16 protein-coding genes are annotated in these 17,893 nt (G+C 54.4%); 11 read left to right on the forward strand and 5 right to left on the reverse strand.

Annotated features, from left to right (window positions below; translation table 11 throughout):
• Positions 1–19: 19 nt before the first annotated feature.
• The 4 genes from FF011L_RS16670 to FF011L_RS16685 all read left to right on the forward strand — a co-directional run bounded on the left by FF011L_RS16670 (position 20) and on the right by FF011L_RS16685 (position 4,739).
• Positions 20–307 (forward strand): HPr family phosphocarrier protein, encoded by a 288-nt coding sequence (locus tag FF011L_RS16670; protein WP_145352740.1) that lies wholly within the window; start codon positions 20–22, stop codon positions 305–307.
• 314 nt (positions 308–621) lie between these two features.
• Positions 622–2,367 (forward strand): phosphoenolpyruvate--protein phosphotransferase, encoded by a 1,746-nt coding sequence (ptsP, locus tag FF011L_RS16675; protein WP_145352741.1) that lies wholly within the window; start codon positions 622–624, stop codon positions 2,365–2,367.
• Positions 2,364–3,131: a TIGR03936 family radical SAM-associated protein gene (locus FF011L_RS16680; protein WP_145352742.1), complete on the forward strand. Its 768-nt coding sequence runs from the start codon at positions 2,364–2,366 to the stop codon at positions 3,129–3,131. The genes ptsP and FF011L_RS16680 overlap by 4 nt, the downstream gene beginning before the upstream one ends.
• 3 nt (positions 3,132–3,134) lie before the next feature.
• The gene (locus FF011L_RS16685) at positions 3,135–4,739 is read left to right on the forward strand and encodes an Rne/Rng family ribonuclease (RefSeq protein ID WP_145352743.1); all 1,605 of its coding nucleotides are present in this window, start codon (positions 3,135–3,137) and stop codon (positions 4,737–4,739) included.
• Positions 4,740–4,962: 223 nt separating this feature from the next.
• Here FF011L_RS16685 and FF011L_RS16690 read toward each other — a convergent pair whose 3' ends face one another.
• Positions 4,963–6,189: an FAD-binding oxidoreductase gene (locus tag FF011L_RS16690; protein ID WP_145352744.1), complete on the reverse strand. Its 1,227-nt coding sequence runs from the start codon at positions 6,187–6,189 to the stop codon at positions 4,963–4,965.
• Positions 6,190–6,534: 345 nt separating this feature from the next.
• On the opposite strand from FF011L_RS16690, the gene FF011L_RS16695 reads away from it, so the two are divergent.
• Both FF011L_RS16695 and FF011L_RS16700 read left to right on the forward strand, forming a co-directional pair.
• Positions 6,535–6,717: a hypothetical protein gene (locus FF011L_RS16695; RefSeq protein ID WP_145352745.1), complete on the forward strand. Its 183-nt coding sequence runs from the start codon at positions 6,535–6,537 to the stop codon at positions 6,715–6,717.
• A 330-nt stretch (positions 6,718–7,047) separates the two neighbouring features.
• The gene (locus tag FF011L_RS16700; RefSeq protein WP_145352746.1) at positions 7,048–7,458 is read left to right on the forward strand and encodes a bifunctional nuclease family protein; all 411 of its coding nucleotides are present in this window, start codon (positions 7,048–7,050) and stop codon (positions 7,456–7,458) included.
• Between the two features lie 450 nt (positions 7,459–7,908).
• Here the strand turns inward: FF011L_RS16700 and FF011L_RS16705 are convergent, their stop codons facing one another.
• Both FF011L_RS16705 and FF011L_RS16710 read right to left on the reverse strand, forming a co-directional pair.
• Positions 7,909–9,489 (reverse strand): IS1182 family transposase, encoded by a 1,581-nt coding sequence (locus FF011L_RS16705; RefSeq protein WP_145351721.1) that lies wholly within the window; start codon positions 9,487–9,489, stop codon positions 7,909–7,911.
• Positions 9,490–9,744: 255 nt separating this feature from the next.
• Positions 9,745–10,359, reverse strand: a complete 615-nt coding sequence (locus tag FF011L_RS16710; RefSeq protein ID WP_145352747.1) for an HD domain-containing protein — start codon at positions 10,357–10,359, stop codon at positions 9,745–9,747.
• A 154-nt stretch (positions 10,360–10,513) separates the two neighbouring features.
• Here FF011L_RS16710 and FF011L_RS16715 point away from each other — a divergent pair, with 154 nt between their 5' ends.
• Complete coding sequence (locus FF011L_RS16715; protein ID WP_145352748.1) at positions 10,514–11,710, forward strand: NAD(P)-dependent malic enzyme; 1,197 nt, start codon at positions 10,514–10,516, stop codon at positions 11,708–11,710.
• A gap of 67 nt (positions 11,711–11,777) precedes the next feature.
• Here the strand turns inward: FF011L_RS16715 and FF011L_RS16720 are convergent, their stop codons facing one another.
• Positions 11,778–13,070 (reverse strand): outer membrane protein assembly factor BamB family protein, encoded by a 1,293-nt coding sequence (locus tag FF011L_RS16720; RefSeq protein WP_218932690.1) that lies wholly within the window; start codon positions 13,068–13,070, stop codon positions 11,778–11,780.
• Positions 13,071–13,176: 106 nt separating this feature from the next.
• Positions 13,177–14,382, reverse strand: a complete 1,206-nt coding sequence (locus FF011L_RS16725) for a hypothetical protein (RefSeq protein WP_145352750.1) — start codon at positions 14,380–14,382, stop codon at positions 13,177–13,179.
• 346 nt (positions 14,383–14,728) lie between these two features.
• Here FF011L_RS16725 and FF011L_RS16730 point away from each other — a divergent pair, with 346 nt between their 5' ends.
• From FF011L_RS16730 to FF011L_RS16745, 4 genes are all read left to right on the forward strand, one after another.
• The gene (locus FF011L_RS16730) at positions 14,729–15,403 is read left to right on the forward strand and encodes a HEAT repeat domain-containing protein (protein WP_246109468.1); all 675 of its coding nucleotides are present in this window, start codon (positions 14,729–14,731) and stop codon (positions 15,401–15,403) included.
• A gap of 6 nt (positions 15,404–15,409) precedes the next feature.
• Entirely contained in the window at positions 15,410–15,640 is a 231-nt protein-coding gene (locus FF011L_RS16735) for a hypothetical protein (protein ID WP_145352752.1), read from the forward strand.
• A gap of 372 nt (positions 15,641–16,012) precedes the next feature.
• Complete coding sequence (locus FF011L_RS16740) at positions 16,013–17,017, forward strand: sugar phosphate isomerase/epimerase family protein (protein WP_145352753.1); 1,005 nt, start codon at positions 16,013–16,015, stop codon at positions 17,015–17,017.
• 10 nt (positions 17,018–17,027) lie between these two features.
• Positions 17,028–17,888 (forward strand): hypothetical protein, encoded by an 861-nt coding sequence (locus tag FF011L_RS16745; RefSeq protein WP_145352754.1) that lies wholly within the window; start codon positions 17,028–17,030, stop codon positions 17,886–17,888.
• The last annotated feature ends 5 nt before the right edge of the window (positions 17,889–17,893 follow it).

A 17,893-nucleotide genomic window follows, 5' to 3' on the forward strand; every position in this document is an offset into this window, starting at 1 on the left:
CTTGATTGATTCGCAAAATATGTCCAACCCGCCTCTATGTTTTGATGTGACCGTGCGGAACCCAAAAGGGTTGCATCTGCGCGCTATCAATACATTGGTACAGGCGGCTGGACAATTTGAAGCGACGATCTTGATACGAAAAGATAGCGAACAAGCTGACTGTGCTAGCGTCTTTTCTTTAATGACCCTCGGAGCCGAACAAGGAACCGAGTTAACCGTTACCGTCGAGGGAGTCGACGCCCCATTGGCGGCGGCCGCCATTCAACGGCTTTTCGAAAACGGTTTTTACGAAATGGAGGAAGCCTGACCCCATCCAACCTTGCGACCTCCCGGTTTGGGACTCTCGCAAGGGTGAAAAATTCAAGCGGTCGTTCAACAAATACCAGTCTCTTCCCAAACGATTCTTCGTGTTGACTATTAGAAATCAACAGACCGAAGCAACGAAAAGGGAAGGCTGGTTGTTTCAAGACGGCTTGATCACCGGGAACAGGACCTCTTCATCCCACCGCATAATCCAATGAATCCGAACTCCTCAATACGCGTGCCGCGACCGAATCAGCAAGGGCTTCTGCCCTGGATGGTCCGGTCGGCCAAGGCAGGCGCGAACAGGGTCGGAGCACGATGCTTGAACTGCAAGGCATACCCGTTTCGCCTGGGGTCGCAATCGGTCCGGCTTTAGTTCTGGACGCCGATGGCTACAGCATTCCTAGGTGCTACGTTAACGAAACTGACGTTGCGGACGAATACCATCGTCTGCAACAAGCAGTCGATGACGTTTCGCGCTCACTTGAAGAGAACCGACTGCAGACTTCTGCAAAACTCGGTAACTCGACGGGGGATATTTTCGCCGCTCAACTGCAGATGTTACATGATCCGCGATTAGCAGCCGAACTCCGCCGCCGGATTACCGAGCTTCAACAGTCGGCGCCCTACGCCGTTAGCCAAGTCCTGCACAGCTATGCCGCCGCGATGCGGCGTTTAAAAAGCACCCTGCTGGCAGAACGTGCCGACGACGTTATCGATATCGAGAAACAACTGCTGCATGCTCTCGGTGCCGTCCGCTCCGCTCCGCTAAAGGAGCTGACCGAACCGGTTATTATCCTCTGCTATAACCTGACCCCCAGCGAAACCGCCAATCTTGATCGACGGTTTGTCCGCGGGTTCTGCACTGAAACCGGTGGCGCTGGCGGCCATACGGCGATCGTCGCCAAAGGAATGGAATTGCCCGCCGTCGTCGGAGTCGGGGAATTTCTTGATCGCGTCGGCCAATCGACCCAGGTGATCGTCGATGGAGACCACGGCCGGATCATTCTGAATCCCGACGAAGCAACGCTATCGCGATACCGCAGCGGGCAAGAACAACAGCGGATTTTCGACCGAACCCTGGAACAACTGCGGGACCAACCGGCCGAGACAACCGACGGGACGTTGGTCAGCTTAAATGCCAACATCGAATTCCCCCACGAAGTCGCCGCCTGCCTAGAACGCGGAGCCGATGGGATCGGATTGTACCGAACCGAATTCTTGTACTTGGCCAGCGAACAAGAACCCAGCGAAGAGGACCATTACCAGGCCTACAGCCAGGTCGTCCGCGCAATGGGGGATCGCCCGGTTGTGATCCGAACCCTCGACCTGGGTGCCGACAAAATGGGGCATCGCCCCCGAGCGGACAACGAACGCAACCCATTCCTGGGGCTGCGAAGTATCCGCCTGGCCTTAAAAAACCAAGATATTTTCCGCCCGCAACTGCGAGCGATCTTGCGAGCGGCCGTCCATGGCGATGTTCGCATTATGTTCCCGCTGATCACAACCTTGGCTGAACTGCGGCAAGCAAGAATGCTGCTGAATGTGGTGGGTGAAGACCTCCGCGAAGCGGGCATCGAATGCCGCACGGATATCCCCATCGGCATGATGGTTGAAGTCCCCGCCGCCGTTCTGATGTTGGACCGATTTGTCAAAGAAGTCGATTTCTTAAGCATCGGCACCAATGATTTGGTGCAGTACACGTTGGCTGTCGACCGAAGCAACGAATCGGTCGCCGACCTTTATCAATCGAGTGACCCAGCCGTCCTCCGTTTGATCGAAAAATCAATCTACGAAGCGAAGAAAGCGGGACTCCCCATTTCCGTCTGCGGCGAAATGAGCAGCCGGCCCGCACGGGCTTTGTTGCTGATTGGGATGGGAGTCCGCAGCTTAAGCGTCCCGCCCAACGCCCTGCCGAAGGTAAAGAAAGCGATCCGGTCGGTATCGATCAAGGAATGCGAAGAAATTGCTGAACGTGCGATGACTTTCGAATCGGCTAGAGAAGTCGATATCTACTTGGCGGATCGATTGCGAGCCCTGGTACCGGAGCTTTTGCATCAATGAATAATAAAGTAACCGAAGCGGCGGGCGACGCCAAAGCCGCCCCGGACACTAAGAATCCGGACGCCAAGAACTCAGTTCCTCCGCAGCCAAGCGAGGAATTGCTTAGGATCCGATACCGTATTCGATTTGCCAAAACGGATTTGTTGCGTTGGATCAGCCATCGCGATTTGGCTCGCTTGTGGGAACGGTTACTCCGCAGAGCAACGCTAGAACTTTCGATGACCGAGGGCTTTCATCCGAAACCTCGCGTTGGTTTTCCCTCGGCACTAGCCCTGGGGATCGAAGGCTTAGATGAAGTTGTAGAAATTGATTTAGCAGAAGAATTATCCGTCGAAGCGCTGTTGAAACGGCTGGACGACGATCAACAACCCGGCCTGAACATATTAAGCGTCTGCCGGGTCCCCGATGGTACCCCCAAGGCTCGCCTGCTTCGCAGCCATTACAGCGTCCCCATTCCAGAGGGATTTGCAACGGCGGAAATCGAAACAGCGATCACTGAAATCAGTGATGTCGAAACGCTCGAAGTCACAAGAAAGAACCGCACAATCACGGTCAATGCCGCGTCGCAAATTGATCAATTAAAGATCTGCGATGGCCATCTGATCATGGTCTTGTCCGCCAGCGAGAACGCGGACCTCAAGCCCACCGATTTAATTTCGGCGATGGGTTTGGACTCACTTTTAACAGCGGGATCGTACGTCGTACGAACCCGCGTCGAACTAGAACAAACACTTGGACCTGAACACTGTGTCCTAAAGGAATGACCTATGAAAAAAGAGATGCTGATCAACGTCGCTCAGCCGGAAGAGTGTCGCATCGCGATACTTGAAGACGGAAGACTAGACGAACTGTACATCGAACGTAAAAGCCAAGAAACCTACGCCGGGAATATCTATCGCGGGAAAATTGTAAACCTGGAACCAAGCATTCAAGCAGCATTTGTTGATTTTGGTGTGGGACGCAATGGCTTCCTGCACATCAGCGACATCGAACCGCAATACTTCCGCCAAGGAGGTTATGATCCCGAAGAAGTGATGCGTGAATCGGACGAGATGGCTCAAAAAGCCGCTCAGCGAGCTCGCGAAACCGGACGCGGAAACAAGCAGGCGTTCAAAGGTGGACGACCTCGCAACAAACCTCCGATCCAAGAAGTCCTAAAACGAGGCGACGAAGTCCTCGTTCAGGTCATCAAAGAAGGAATCGGAACCAAGGGACCAACCCTCAGCACCTACATCAGTATCCCAGGTCGATACTTGGTCCTGATGCCCGCTTTGGGCCGTGTCGGAGTCAGCCGAAAAATCGAAGACGAAGACGATCGCAAACGCCTTCGCCGCTGCATGCTTAGCTGCAACCCACCAAAGGGCTTGGGCTTCATCGTCCGAACCGCCGGTGCGGAACGAAGCGAAAAAGAATTGCATCGCGACCTGGAGTACCTACTCCGATTATGGAATTCGATCGTTCGTCGCTTGAAGAACACCACCGAACCGGGGGTGATCTACGAAGAAAGCGACATGATCATCAAAACGATTCGAGACATCTTCAGCGGAGACATCGACACGATTTGGATCGATGAGAAAGAGGATTACGAACGAGCACGTGAATTCCTAAAACAGGTCATGCCACGCTTTAGCGACCGGCTGAAACTGTACGACGAAACCGAACCTCTCTTCCATAAATACAAACTGGACGAGGAAATCGCCCGCATCAACCAGCGTCAGGTCCCATTGCCTGGCGGTGGGTCGATCGTTATCGATCCGACAGAAGCGTTGGTCGCCATCGACGTCAACAGCGGCAGCTTTCGTGGAAACGATTCCGCCGAAGAGAACGCGTTCCGCTTAAACATGTCCGCCGCGAAAGAGATCGCTCGTCAATTGCGTTTGCGTGACTTGGGCGGCGTGATCGTGAACGACTTTATCGACATGCGAAAAGATTCGCATCGCCGCAAAGTCGAAAACACCCTCCGCGACGCAATGGCCAAAGATCGCGGACGAACCAAGATCTTACGGACCAGTCCGTTTGGTTTGGTTGAAATGACGCGTCAACGGATCCGTCCCAGCCTCAAGCGAAGCATCTACCAAGATTGTCCGTGCTGCGAAGGCCGTGGACTGGTCAAGAAAGCGGAAAGCATGTCGATCGAAGTCATTCGCATGCTGGCCCTTGCTTGCCGAAACGAGCACATCGCTCGCGTCACCGTTCGTGTCAACGATGCCGTTGCCGCAGCGATCAATAACAACAAGCGACGCGAAATTTCCGAAATGGAAGACCGCGGCAAGATGACCGTGCAAATCCTTGGCAGCGAAGGCCTGTATCCAGAACACCTGGAACTCGACTGCCGCGACGCCCAAGGTGAAAAAGTCGAAATCGATAGCTAGGGACATTCAGTCCTTGGCCGTCGCGACAATGACACGCCATGTAATATCTGCTTCCATCGGAGCGGCGCAAGCCGCTCCGATCAAAGCCGGTTAAATTCATAAGCTTTGCTTGTTTGACGGCAACTCAATACTCCGATTGCGATTCCACAAATCGCACTCTTTGCAGTCCGGCAAATAGACGCCTGAATGTCCCCCGCCTCTTTCACTTGCGGGGAACGAGCGGCTATAGATCCAATTCAACCGGGCCCTCTGGAACCGCGATACAAGCTGCGACTTGATTTTCATCAAGCGGTCCGCACAGAGGATCGGTCAAGTGCCTGACCTTTCCTTTCAGCAGGCCGACGACGCAAGCACCACACTCTCCAGCTCGGCAACCGCTGTCGATGTCGACTCCGGCTTGTTCCGTGACGTCCAGCAACGAACCATCTTCGTCACGCCACTGGGTCTGGCTTTTGGAACGTTGGAAAGAGACCGCGTAGCCTTCGCTATGTGCCGATGCGTCAGCATTGCCGGATGCCTGCTTTGGTTGCCCACCGCCAAACGATTCGATCTTGATGGCATCCCCGAGGATTCCGTTTGCGATCAAATCCTTGCGAAGCGATTTCATGAATCGATCGGGACCACAAATCAGAAACTCCCCATCTAACAAATCAGCTTCTTTGGTAATCAAGTCCGCAGAGATCCTGCCTACATAATGGGGGTGGTCCTGTGGCCCCGGCTGACTGAAGCAAGTCACTAGATTCAACCGCTCCGAGTCACGAGCCCTGCCGGTCAACCACCTTAGAAACGGAGCATGCTCTCCGTCACGCAGCTGATAGTACAAGTGCAATGGACGTTCCGGCTGCCAAATGAGGGCGTAGCGAATCATCGCAATCATGGGGGTGATGCCAACCCCAGCAGCAATCATTACGAGAGGACGATTGTCTTCCATTTGGGGAACAAATTTGCCGCGTGGCGCTCCCAATAACAAGGTGTCACCAACTTTCAGGTGGTCATGCAAATAGTTGCTGACCGAACCACCCGGGACACGTTTCACAGAGATCCGCCAGAATCGCGGATCGGGCGCCGCGGATAAGGAGTAACAACGAGAGACCGTTCGGCCCGTATCGGAGTCGTTAATCCCCACCATTAGGTATTGCCCTGGTCGGAAGGGGGGAAAGGGGGTCCCATCGGGCAGGGTCAAAAAGAAGGAACGACAATCAGCCGATTCATCAATAATCTCTTCGACTTTGGCTCGTTGCCATCCGGTCCAGGCCAGCCTTTCGGTAACCGCTTGCATTGCATTGCGTTCAAGCTGCCGAATCTTGCTGTCTTGTTGACGACAGAGCAAACGGTGCATTCCACGCTGTCTGCGGCCATTCCGAACCTGCGACAGCACCAATCCACTGACTCCGGAAGTCACAATTACACAGAGCGCAATACCAATAAAGACAAACGTGAAATGGAGCATAACAGTCTGAACTCGTTGACTTTTTGAAAGTCATGAAACCAAGATTTCTTGCCGCGCATGCAGACGATATTGCAGCGCAATGCAAAAAAACGTAGCTTGCCAGTAAGGATGAGCAAGCCAAATATCCCTGTCTATCGACTCGGATTGCGGATCTGAACGGCTCATAAATAGTGTGGTAGCTGATTAAATCGGTGCCCCACAGGTTAAGAAAGGGTTGGCGCAGCAAGGCCAACGCCTAGAATAAATATAGGTAATGAAGAATGATCGGCTCGTTTTCGGCAGGCACTATGTCCGCGGTGCCGCGAACCGTTTTGCTTCATGCCAGAACACTTGAAGGAGAAAACATTGTTAACTGAATCACAGGTAGAGAAAAGTTTTCGGCGGTTGATGAACAGCCCCGAGCACAACGAGCAGCTCTTTGACAAAGCCGAAGAGCTACTAGACGAGCTGCGTTGCGAAAGCCCACTTCGCCACCGCTTGTCAGTCGAACTGGACGAACTGCGAGCTATCAGCATGCCGAAGTCCTAAACTTCCTGACTAGAGTGACCAAGGAGGGACGACGGGCTGAGAGTCCCGTCGTCAGAAGTGGGAAATTAGTTTTCGACCTTCTGGCTGCTCCCACTCGGCGATGGCACCGCGGTCCTGCGATCGGCATGACGCGGTTTTTTTGTGCGCGTTTTCATTTTCAAACGCTCGCATGTTTCGCCAAAAAGCTTCTTAAACATTCCGCGATCGACCAACAAAGAAATCGCGAGAAGAGCGTTCGGTTGTCACGACCGTCGCCAGAATGTCTATACTGTGGACTGACCTTTTTAAGGCACTCCTTCTCTGCCTACCCTATTCGACAAGAGCCCAACGATGCCCGTGCAAATGCGACTGGCGCGGATCATTATCAGCGAGATCAGCGAAAACCAAGTGATCTATCTACAAGAAGTTGATGGTGATCGACAGTTTCCGATCCTGATCGGTATTTTTGAAGCCACCAATATCGATCGCCGCGTTCAAGAAGGTTACCAGCCGCCGCGTCCCTTAACGCACGACCTGATCGTTAGCGTCGCCGAAGAATTGGGCGCTGAACTAGAAAGCGTGATCATCAGCGACCTGCATGAACACACTTACTTCGCGCAGCTAAGGCTTCGCAAAGATGGCAAACAAATCGAAATCGATGCCCGCCCCAGTGACGCAATCGCCATCGCTGTCACCTTTGATCCGCCATTGCCGATCTACGTCACCGAAGAAGTACTCGAGCAGGCAATCAGCGCAACCTAATCCGACATGCGTGCGACGAAACAATCACGCGTAGGCCTCTCGCTTTAATGATTGTCGCCTCTCGCTCGGGACACGAAAGCTGCCTAAAGTAAAGCGTTCTTTCGTGGGAAACGCGAAATCCATAAATGACGATTTCAACTCAGCCCATCCGAGTCTGGATGCAGTGCTCTTAGCCCAGCGGGCGGCAGATACTTGCCGTTGGCGTAAGCCAACGGAAGCCTAGCGTGCGTGCGCATCAAAGCCCAGCGGGCGACAGACAAGGGTGGTTCTGTCGCCCGCTGGGCTTTCCTTTTCGCGATACTCACTCCGGCGGCTTACCGGGCTGTTGATTTATTCATGTCGAATGGAGTTTCTGACAGCCTTCCCCCTTTCCCCCACGTTCGCTGACTGCGCAGCGATTCTAGGGAGAGAGCGACGCGGGTTGGAAGAATGACGGACGGGAAAAATGGGCTACGATGCCGGACACGCCAGCGGCGGATCGGGGTTGCTTTGGATGAGTGCCATCAAGAGGTCTAGGTTCAACGCGGTGGTCAGCCAATGCCATTGCTGACGCACCTTGGAGCGACCTCGCACCGAGAATTGACGGATCCCGAGGTGTTGCTTGATCACTGCGAAAGGACGCTCACCCGGATGACGGCGGCGAGCATATTTTTCCTGTGATGACTCCTCGGCCATCTTTTCGGCATGCTCGATCCGATCGGCTTCGTGCTCTGTGTGACGAATCTTGCGGCGGCCAGTTTTTGCGTCGACGCATTGTTCCAACAACAGGCAACCGCTGCACGACGGGGCGTCGGATTGGTAGTGGTGCCGAATCACTTGGCGGCCGTTTTCGGTTTCCGTCGTCTGACCAGTACGAGATAAAACTTCGCCCTGCGGACAGCGATAGAGATCCTCTGCGGGCACGAACACGAACGCTTCTTTGTCTAACTTGACAACTTTCTTGCCCCCCACGCGAACCGTCCTAGTGGGCAATTTGTCGTGCTCTTCGTTCGGCACCGGTTGGCTCAAGTCCTCGCGAATTGCTGGGTTATCTTGAGCCTTGTTTAAGCTGATCGGTGAGAACAAGTTCACGCCTCGCTCTTTGCAGCCGACGATATTCTCTCCGCTGCTCATTAAGCCATCAGCAAGCACCTCATCGATCGGAGCTGGGAGACCGAACCTTTCCTGCACCGCGTCGATCGACTGAAGCATGTCACGGTCTTCATGGTGCCCGAAGACGACGTCGGCATCGACCACGATCCCGCTGTCAATATCGACCGTGGCGGTGGGCGTGTAATTGGGAGCAAAGCCGCCCTCTTTGTTCGGAGCGACTCGGCTTTGTGGATCGGTAATGGGCAGCCGGGCTGGCTCTTTAAGTCCTCGAGCTTTGATCTCATCGAGTTCAGCGACCGCCGCGTCGACCTTTGCCTTGCGGGCAGCGATGTCCCGAAGCGACTCAGGCAAACGACCTCGGCACCGCTCGCCATACATTTCTGTCTGCTGGGCGTCGGTTTGACGAGCCTGTTCTTCAGCCTTGTCATAGAGTTCAGCAAGTTCTTGCTGTTGCTGCCGCAGTCGTTCGGGGGTGCGAGTTCCAGTGCGTCGATTATTCGCTCGCATTCGGGTCCCATCAAAGCCTAGGGCAGCCAGCGGCAGGTGCCCCATTTGCCGAGCGATCAGGACGATCTGAGTGAAGAGATCTTTGAGCGGCTCTTGATTGTCAACGCGAAAGTTGCAGATCGTGGTGTGATCGAGATTGGTGCCGTGAGCGAGCCAACGAAAATCCAAGCGCACAGTGATCGCTTCTTCGAGGTCTCGGGAGGAATGAGTGCGACGGAGGATCCCGTAGAGAATGACCGAAGCGACGATTCGGGGATGGATCGGCGGCCGCCCTCTCTGCAGTTTGTAACGCCGGGTCCAGGGACTCCAATTGATTCGGCCGAGTAAGTCGTCGAGCAACCGTACGCTATGATCGCGCGGGATGGCTTCATCAAGACGCTCAGGAAAAAGGATCGCCTGCTGCCGGTCCAGTGGTCGTTTCGCAAAACCCATAGAATGCTCGAAAAGAGAAGCCAAAAGTCTATCGCAAAACGCCAAAATCACTAAGTGGAAAAGAGAATAAATCAACAGCCCGTTACACCGCCGGCAAGTATCTGCCGCCCTCCGGGCTACGTATTCACCCGGCCCCGTGCAGACTCGTCAACTGCCGCAAACCCTTCAATTATAGATTTCACGTCCCGAGCGAAAGGCGACACAGAACGCTATGCCGCTACCTCAATGCCGCATCGAAACATTGCTCACGCATCTCTATCCCCACTCATGCAGAAACTGATCGAGAAAGGTCTGCATGAACTTCTCTCGCTCGCGGGCAATTCGCTTTGCTGGTTCGGTGTTCAGAAGGGCCCTCAACTTGAACAGTTTTTCGTGAAAATGCCCGACCCCTGTCGCTTGGGTTTCTCCCTCATTTTCGGAAAGATGAAAGGGCTGTCCAAACGCGGCACCGTACTCGATCGTCCGCACGATCCCGATCGCTCCTAATGCGTCCAGTCGATCGGCATCCTGCACGATCTGGCCTTCAATCGACAATGTCGTTCGGTCAACGCCTTTGCGAAAGGAGATGTTGTCCACGATAAACACCACATGCTGGATGATTGATTCGGGAACCTGCAGGTCACTTAACAGAGCCTGCGAAAATTCGCCGCTCCGTTCCACTCCTTCGTGGAATTTTGCGTCTCCTAAATCATGCAGCAACGCCGCAAGCTGAACCACCAGCCGATCCCCTCCGACCTCCTCCTGAATTTGACAAGCATTGCGGAAGACTCGCATCACATGATCGACGTCGTGCCCCGCTTGCTGGCCAGCCATCTGCTGTCGGACGTGAGCTTCGACTTGGGCGACGACATGTGTGTCCGGTGCATCCATTGGGCAATCTCTTTCAAGCATAGGCCGCTGCATTCCAACATCTGAAACACCTCAGCGTTCGGTTTTTAGTTCTTAGCGCGATTCGGGACATTCTGCTATCCTATGCCACCGCACAGAAGCCCCTGCGACCACTTCTCTTCGAAAGCGTTATCCGATGGCCGATTTTTTTGAACGCAGTCTTATTGTCCATGAACAGCTTCGCGGGAAAATCGGGATGCATACCCGCATCCCAGTCAAAACCTCCGATGACCTTTCACTCGCCTACACTCCAGGCGTCGCTCGCCCTTGCGAGGAAATTGCCAAGAATCCAGCCAGAGCGTTTGACCTAACGATAAAAAACAATTCGGTCGCGGTGGTCAGCGATGGATCGTCGGTGCTAGGGCTGGGAAACATCGGCCCGCTTGCTGCGATTCCGGTCATGGAAGGTAAGGCTTTGCTATTTCGTGAATTCGCGGGGATCGATGCGTGGCCTATTTGCCTAGACACTCAAGAGACCGACGAAATCATCGCGACGGTTCGCCGGATCGCGCCGGTCTTTGGCGGCATCAACCTTGAGGACATTGCGGCCCCCCGTTGCTTCGAAATTGAAGCTCAATTGCAAGACCTGGGGATACCGGTTTTCCATGACGACCAACATGGCACAGCCATCGTCCTGCTTGCGGGACTGCTAAACGCCGCAAAGGTCGTCGGCAGAAACCTTACCAGCATGCGTGTCGTGATCAACGGTGCAGGGGCGGCAGGGACAGCGATCGCTCGCCTGCTTCGCTGCGTCGGCCACTCCCCCGATGTTTGTGAACCGGTTGCGGAAGTCATCGTCTGCGATACCCGCGGAGCCATTCACAAGGGACGTGATAACCTATCCGCCGAAAAGCAAGCCTTGCTCGCCTACACAAACATTTCGAACTTTACCGGTTCTCTAGAGGAAGCTGTCCGAGGCGCCGACGTATTTATCGGAGTCAGCAAAGGGGATCTACTGCGAGCCGAACATGTTCGATCCATGGCAACCGATCCAATCCTTTTCGCAATGGCCAACCCCATTCCTGAAATCATGCCAGACGTCGCGATCAGCGCCGGAGCCGCGGTCATGGGAACGGGGCGAAGCGATTTCGCCAACCAGGTGAACAACGTCCTTGCCTTCCCCGGCATATTCCGCGGAGCCCTAGACAGTCGCTCGCCTCGGATCACGGAATCGATGAAGATCGCGGCGGCTCATGCATTAGCTGGATGTGTCACCGCCCCGACAGCCGAACGGATCTTACCCGACCCGCTCGACCAGAGCGTCTCGCCGACGGTCGCTCGAGCCGTTTGCGAAGCGGCTCATGCCGATCCCAGCATCACCTGCTTAGCTTAGATTTGCGTTCGCCGTAGTTCGATGGGCGACCGAGCTGCCAGCTCCGTCGCCCATACGAAACATCCGATCAGTTTCCGATGCAGTACAAATACTCTTGACGTTTGTCACCGTCCCGGTGAGCGACACGGGTAAAGAATTGGTCTCCACTAAATGCAGGCGAAGCAAATACACTCTCACCCAACTGATTTTTGCCGACCAATTCAAAACTATCGGGCTGAGCCTTGAAGAGGTACGTGGTTCCATCTTCATCGCTGATGTAGATCGTATTGCCAACAAGGATCGGCGATGCATTGAACGTGCCGCCAAGTCGCTCCTTCCATTGTTCTTTGCCGGTTGCCGCGTCGATACAGATCGCAACGCCCGCATCCAAGACGGCATAAACATAGTCATCCACCATCAACATCGAAGGGACGTAAACGCGATTGCGATTCTCCCAAACAACTTCCTTCGATCCGTCCACTGAAACAGCGGACATGTGGCTTTCGGGATAGCCACCACTGGTCAGCAGAACTTTCCCATTGCTGACCGTTGAGGTGACACACTCGGTCGTCGCTCCGGGAGTCTCCCAAAGCACTTTTCCAGTACTTGGATTCAGACTGGTCACCAGGTCGGCGCCGGTCATGATCAGCTGGTCTTTCCCAGCAGCCTGCAGCAGAATGGGGGAAGGGTAGTTTGGTTTCTTAGGCCTTGTGTGCTCCCACACGACCTTGCCGCTGCGGCGATCCAAACCGACGATCACCCCGCCTGCCTTGTTGTCGGCCGAAACGATCACCAAGTCATGATAAATCGTCGGTGACGCCCCGTATCCTTGATGGATCGTGTAATCCGTGATTCGCTTTTGCCAAATCGTATCGCCCTCGGTCGACAACGCGGTAACCCACGCTGCTTCATCATGAATGAAGGTGATGAATAACCGTTCGCCATCCCACGCCAATGCCGAGGAAGCCATGGTTGCTCGTTGATTCAGTTTTTGCAGGGCCTTATCCATCCCTCCACGATGGATTTCCTTTTCCCAAACAAGTTCGCCCGTCGATTTATCGAACGCATACACCGATTGAGTTTGAGCTTCGTGATCTGACGAGGCCAGGTAGACCCGATTCCCTGCAACGATCGGTGAACCATGACCGCGACCTGGCACAGGCGTTCGCCAGCGAACATTATCGGTTTCGCTCCATTGCGTCGGAGGCGTCGCATCGGCAGCCGCATGTCCGTCCTGCTGAACGCCTCTCCAGAGCGGCCAATCGGCGGAATCGTACTGAACACCAAAGCGATCTATCGGCTCCGCAGCATTACCAGCTTGCAGCAATACCGAAGAGAGCAAACCAACCGCAAGCAAACACCTGGCTGACAAACCGAACATAAACAGATCTCTGTGAAAGGATTTCAAAAACAAACAAGTCTTCATTATGACCGCGTAAGCTTATCCGAAGCTGAGGCATTCAAGGGCGTTTTAACGAAGGAACTATTTAGGGTTTGGGGACCGATCCCGATTTCTTGCGGACATAAAGATTCGTCGGCGTCACTTCGACCTCGACCCCCACTTGCTCGGCAATTTGCTGAACGACTTCTGCCAAAGTTAGTTCCTTGACATCTAACTGAACTCGATCGTCCATCGATTCTTCGACCTCCGGATCGATACTCAATTGCAGCTTGCCCGCCTCGGCCAATTTTTGGAACGCCATTCCGGCGGGAGCGTTTGGCCAAGTCAGCGTGTACTGGACGATGGGCGTCCCCTGAACTCGCCGACGCCCGGGACGATTCGGATTATCAGCTAGCGCACTCGACGCCATTTTAGCCGCCGCCATGCGCTGCTGCAGGGCTCGATGAACTCGAGGCGAACCACGGACCACGGTCTGATCGCCTTGACGCGACAATTCAGGAACCGGGGTCATTCGCATCAATTGGACGCGAGCTCGTTCGACAACGTTTTGCGGGTAGGGCATTTCGATCGCTGCAAGATTCGGCAGCTCCGACGAACGCAGCTTTCCTTCGGAATCGATACGAATCCAAAGATCGAATTCACAACCGATCAGGGTCAGGATCGTTGACGGACGAATCGCTGAAGCCTGAAACGCAGGCCACAGGTCATGTGGCAATTGAACGGTTCCGACATCGACCTGCATCCGGTCACCGACGATCTGGAGGGCTTCATTGGAAGATGTCAGGAATGGCCACTCCATAGCGATCGCGTTCTCTTTCGAAACCGCTGCCCGTCGCGGCCCCGCCGTTCCGCTTGTACCGCTGGCCGCGGCGTTGCTGCCTGCCGCCAAGATTAGAGCTCCCGTGCGATCAACCCATTCGGGCCTTCCGACCAAAACCAAGCGATCCAGTGGCAGAGAGACTAGATCCGCCGCGGCGGCGACCGCCTGAAACGCCGATTCGACATCCGGACCGGCGCTCGGAACGCTCATTTCCTGGCCCGAATCGACACGGCGATCAAGCCATACGGGAATATCGGTAGCGGAACTTAACGCTGCCAGGGTATCGCGGAGTGATCCACCGTTAAAGCTGCTTTGGTGGCTGCGGAGAAGCTCTTCTTCAAAACCAGGCTGCAGCAATTGTGCTGAAACCTCAACATGGCTAAGTGTCAAAAACGCCACAAGCGATGAAAAAACGCAAAATTTGGAACCGATCGAAAACATCGACGAACCGCTGGAAAGGGAGAAATACAAGGAACCATCCTAATCGAAGGTTCACGGGCCCCGCCACATCCGCAGTCAATTCAATGGCAGACAGTCCTTCTATTCATTGTAGGCGTTCTTATCTGCCTATGTCTTGCCAGAGTTTCCCTCGGAATGGGGCCCTTGGTTGATGTTGGAATGCGCCCCAATTAAACTCGCCTTTACGTGGTGTTTTTGCATCATCCAACGGGCACCTGTCGACTGCGACGAGCCACTTGCATCCTGTTTTTTTGCTTGTCGCGATTCATGGGATGCGTAGGATGCTGAGGAATCGCCTCACCGCACGTGGGACGCATTTTCGCCTGGCTTGCACCACTTTTACAAAAGGTTTTCACCCGTGACCAATCCCGCGCTCCGAACGTCTCGCCTGGTATCGGGCTACCGCCGATATTTGGCCAGTGCTGATACGCTCCGGTTCGCGCAGCAAGTCTCCGAATGCTACCTCCCCAGTACTTTGGCGAAACTGTTACGGTTAGGGGACATCGAAGTCCGCCGCGCGGCCGCTTTGGCATTGGGGATCGTCGGCGACAGCAGCGTGATTGAGCCCCTAGGCCGAGCTCTCGGGGATTGTGATCGCGGCGTCAGGTTGGCCTCCGATGACGCATTCCGAGCTTCACTGGTTCGCGATGCGGCTCCCGTCCATCACCAACAGCTTCTTCAGATCATGCATTTGAATGATGGTGGTGAATTTGCCGCAGCACTTCCTCCAGCCATGATTCTGGCGAACCACGCACCAATGTATGCCGAAGCGAGGCATCAGATCGGAGTTTGCTGGGAAGGTCTTGGCAACAACGCACAGGCGGACAAGGCGTTTCGGCAATGCCTCTGGCTCTGTCGTTTTCACTACCCTGCCTGGATCGGTTTGGCCCGCTGCCGGATCGAACGAAATCAGTGGAGAGGGGCCCTCATCGCATTAGAGCGTGCCACATCGATCTGCCCTGATCTAGAAGTCCCTCGAGCCCAAGCGAGAGCGATCCGCCGCCGCCTTGGCCAATCCGAACGTCAAGGTTAAACCAACGTGCGTCCCGATCAATGGCTCGTTTCCGGTACAGCAGCCTGCCTAGCCAGCCTTGCCTTCGCTGCGGTGTTTGGCCTGTGGAATGCCCCCTATCGCCTGCGATCGGTCTCTGCGGTCAAGCAAAAATGGGGTAAGAATTCGGCTCGCCTATTCCTGCTGGGATTAGGCATTCTTCTACTCTTTCTAACGGTAATCGTAGCCGTCGATTGGCGTCCTTCGTTTGCACGTTAATCAAACATTGCACGTTAACTAGTCATTGCACGTTAACTAAAGCAATCGAAAAAATCTTTGTCGCTCCAGCAGGTGTCGGTCGATCCACAGGGTCATCGATTTTGACACGGGATGGATCCCCCTGCGCATGAAGGCTTTTGGCTGAGGTCGAAATCGCCGGAACCCTGTCGCTTTTGGCTCGCGACCTTGGTTTTATTGGCGACTCATTTGCAGGCCCGCGAAAGAGACTTTTTCCTTCTTCCGGCCTCGCCCGAAACAGCCGTCCTGGTGCAGGCGATTGCTTGATTTCCCTCGGCTGTCAAACAAACGGGATTCGGTTAAGTTGTTAGCTGAATTGGCAACTTCATTTCCAACCTTAAAAAACAGCGAACCATGACCCATTGCCCTCCCGTCTTGTTAACTGGATTTGCCGATGAAGCGGCGAACGACAAACTAGTTCTTCAGCAGTTTTGTGCCTTTGCTGCCTTAGGGCTGCGATACTACTCATTACGCTTTATTGATGTTGGTAACGGCGTCAAAAACGTGATGCTTTTGACCGACGAAGAAATCGCTACCGTGAAAGAACTGCAAACCGAATACGGTTTACAGGTCAGTTCGATCGGGTCTCCGATCGGCAAGGTCAAATTGCAGGACGTCGATGATGGGACTTCGAATAAGTACATCCCTTTCGAAGAATACCTAGAAAAAGACGTCCGCCGCGCCTGTGAACTGGCGAACGCATTTGAATCCAAACTGATCCGTGGATTTTCGTTCTACCATCCCAAACACACTCGCCCTGAAGATCACGTTGCTCAGGTCAGCGATCAGCTGGGAAAAGTCGCCGAGATGTGCGATTCGTACGGCCTGACCTTCGGTCTGGAAGTCGAAGCCAACTTGGTCGGGCAAACCGGGCAACTTCTGGCAGAGATCCACAAGCAGGTAAACCATCCTGCGATGCTGACGATCTTTGATGCCGCCAATATCGTGACCCAAGGCTTCACCGCTGAGGAAACCTTTGCTCAGTATTTGGCGATGAAACCGAGCATGGGCTGGTTACACATTAAAGATTATGCGGACCCAACGCCTGGCGGCCGGATCACGCACGTCGATGAAGCGGCCCTGAAGAATTTTGTCCCCGCCGACCGCGGCGATTCAGGGCACGAAGCGATTTTCCGTGACCTTTTGGAATTCATGCCTGAACTTCACGAGCGGATGGTCGCTCGCGGAGCTGCAGGGGTCTTTTTGGATATGGAACCGCACGTCAAAGGTGGCGGGCAGTTCGGGGGCTTCAGTGGCCCTGACGGCTTTGGTGTCGCGCTCCGCGGATGCTGCAACGTGTTAGACTACGTCGGTATTCCTTATGACCTCCGCGGGTTTGCAGACATCAAAAAGTCCTAGGTAGCCATCGATGAGCACCGACAATCCATACCAAGCAGGCTCCTCATCCGGCACGCCCATGCCAGTCATGGGCGGACCGGATCCGCAACGAGTCGCAGTTCGCTCTTTTGAGTTACTCGGACGCGGCAGGAACCTGCTGGGTGACCAGTACTGGTTAATGGTCGGGATCTGCTTGGTATCATTGCTTATTGGATCGGCCGTCCCTTTCGGGCTGATCTTGGGGGCAATGGTTGTCGGTATCTACCTCTGTTTCAAACAGATAGAACAATTCGGTAAGACCGAATTTGGAACGGCGTTCAAAGGCTTTGACTTTTTTGTCGATTCGATGTTGGTCATGCTGATATCAACGGCCTTGTCCTTCGCCGTCATTCTGCCTCTCTATTTGCTGATGGGCCTGAGCACCGCCTTGGCGCTCGCCCTGTCTGAAAACAATCCCGAGATCAGCATGCTGATCTTGGTAATCATGGTCCCTTTGATGGTGTGTCTATTTGCGGTCGCGATCGGCATGGTCTACATGCCGATTATTTTCGCCTTCCAGTTAATTGCGGACCATCACCTGAAAGCGATCGATGCCGTCAAGTTAAGCTGGCACGGTTCACGCAAGAACCTCTTTGGGATCCTTAAACATCTATTCGTATTGTCGTTTCTAAGCATGCTGGCTGCCATGCTCTGCTACCTGCCAGTCTTCTTGTTTATTCCGATATCGTTCGCGTCAATGTTTGTTCTGTACCGCGATATTTTTGGGCCAGGAGGCTTTCAGGCACCGCCACTAACGACTCCGGTCACGGCAGGCTACGCAGCGAGCCCCGCAGGTTATCAACCTCCGCCTCCACCACCACAGCAGACGCCTCCTCCAACGAATTCCATCTAGCTCCT

Source organism: Roseimaritima multifibrata (genome assembly GCF_007741495.1).
Lineage (GTDB): Bacteria > Planctomycetota > Planctomycetia > Pirellulales > Pirellulaceae > Roseimaritima > Roseimaritima multifibrata.

What these genes read in the sequence shown, in the direction of transcription:
- FF011L_RS16670 (WP_145352740.1), top strand. Translation starts at nt 20, where the DNA reads ATGTCCAACCCGCCTCTATGTTTTGATGTGACCGTGCGGAACCCAAAA.
- ptsP (WP_145352741.1), top strand. Translation starts at nt 622, where the DNA reads ATGCTTGAACTGCAAGGCATACCCGTTTCGCCTGGGGTCGCAATCGGT.
- FF011L_RS16680 (WP_145352742.1), top strand. Translation starts at nt 2,364, where the DNA reads ATGAATAATAAAGTAACCGAAGCGGCGGGCGACGCCAAAGCCGCCCCG.
- FF011L_RS16685 (WP_145352743.1), top strand. Translation starts at nt 3,135, where the DNA reads ATGAAAAAAGAGATGCTGATCAACGTCGCTCAGCCGGAAGAGTGTCGC.
- FF011L_RS16690 (WP_145352744.1), bottom strand. Translation starts at nt 6,189, where the DNA reads ATGCTCCATTTCACGTTTGTCTTTATTGGTATTGCGCTCTGTGTAATT.
- FF011L_RS16700 (WP_145352746.1), top strand. Translation starts at nt 7,048, where the DNA reads ATGCCCGTGCAAATGCGACTGGCGCGGATCATTATCAGCGAGATCAGC.
- FF011L_RS16705 (WP_145351721.1), bottom strand. Translation starts at nt 9,489, where the DNA reads ATGGGTTTTGCGAAACGACCACTGGACCGGCAGCAGGCGATCCTTTTT.
- FF011L_RS16710 (WP_145352747.1), bottom strand. Translation starts at nt 10,359, where the DNA reads ATGGATGCACCGGACACACATGTCGTCGCCCAAGTCGAAGCTCACGTC.
- FF011L_RS16715 (WP_145352748.1), top strand. Translation starts at nt 10,514, where the DNA reads ATGGCCGATTTTTTTGAACGCAGTCTTATTGTCCATGAACAGCTTCGC.
- FF011L_RS16720 (WP_218932690.1), bottom strand. Translation starts at nt 13,070, where the DNA reads ATGTTCGGTTTGTCAGCCAGGTGTTTGCTTGCGGTTGGTTTGCTCTCT.
- FF011L_RS16740 (WP_145352753.1), top strand. Translation starts at nt 16,013, where the DNA reads ATGACCCATTGCCCTCCCGTCTTGTTAACTGGATTTGCCGATGAAGCG.
- FF011L_RS16745 (WP_145352754.1), top strand. Translation starts at nt 17,028, where the DNA reads ATGAGCACCGACAATCCATACCAAGCAGGCTCCTCATCCGGCACGCCC.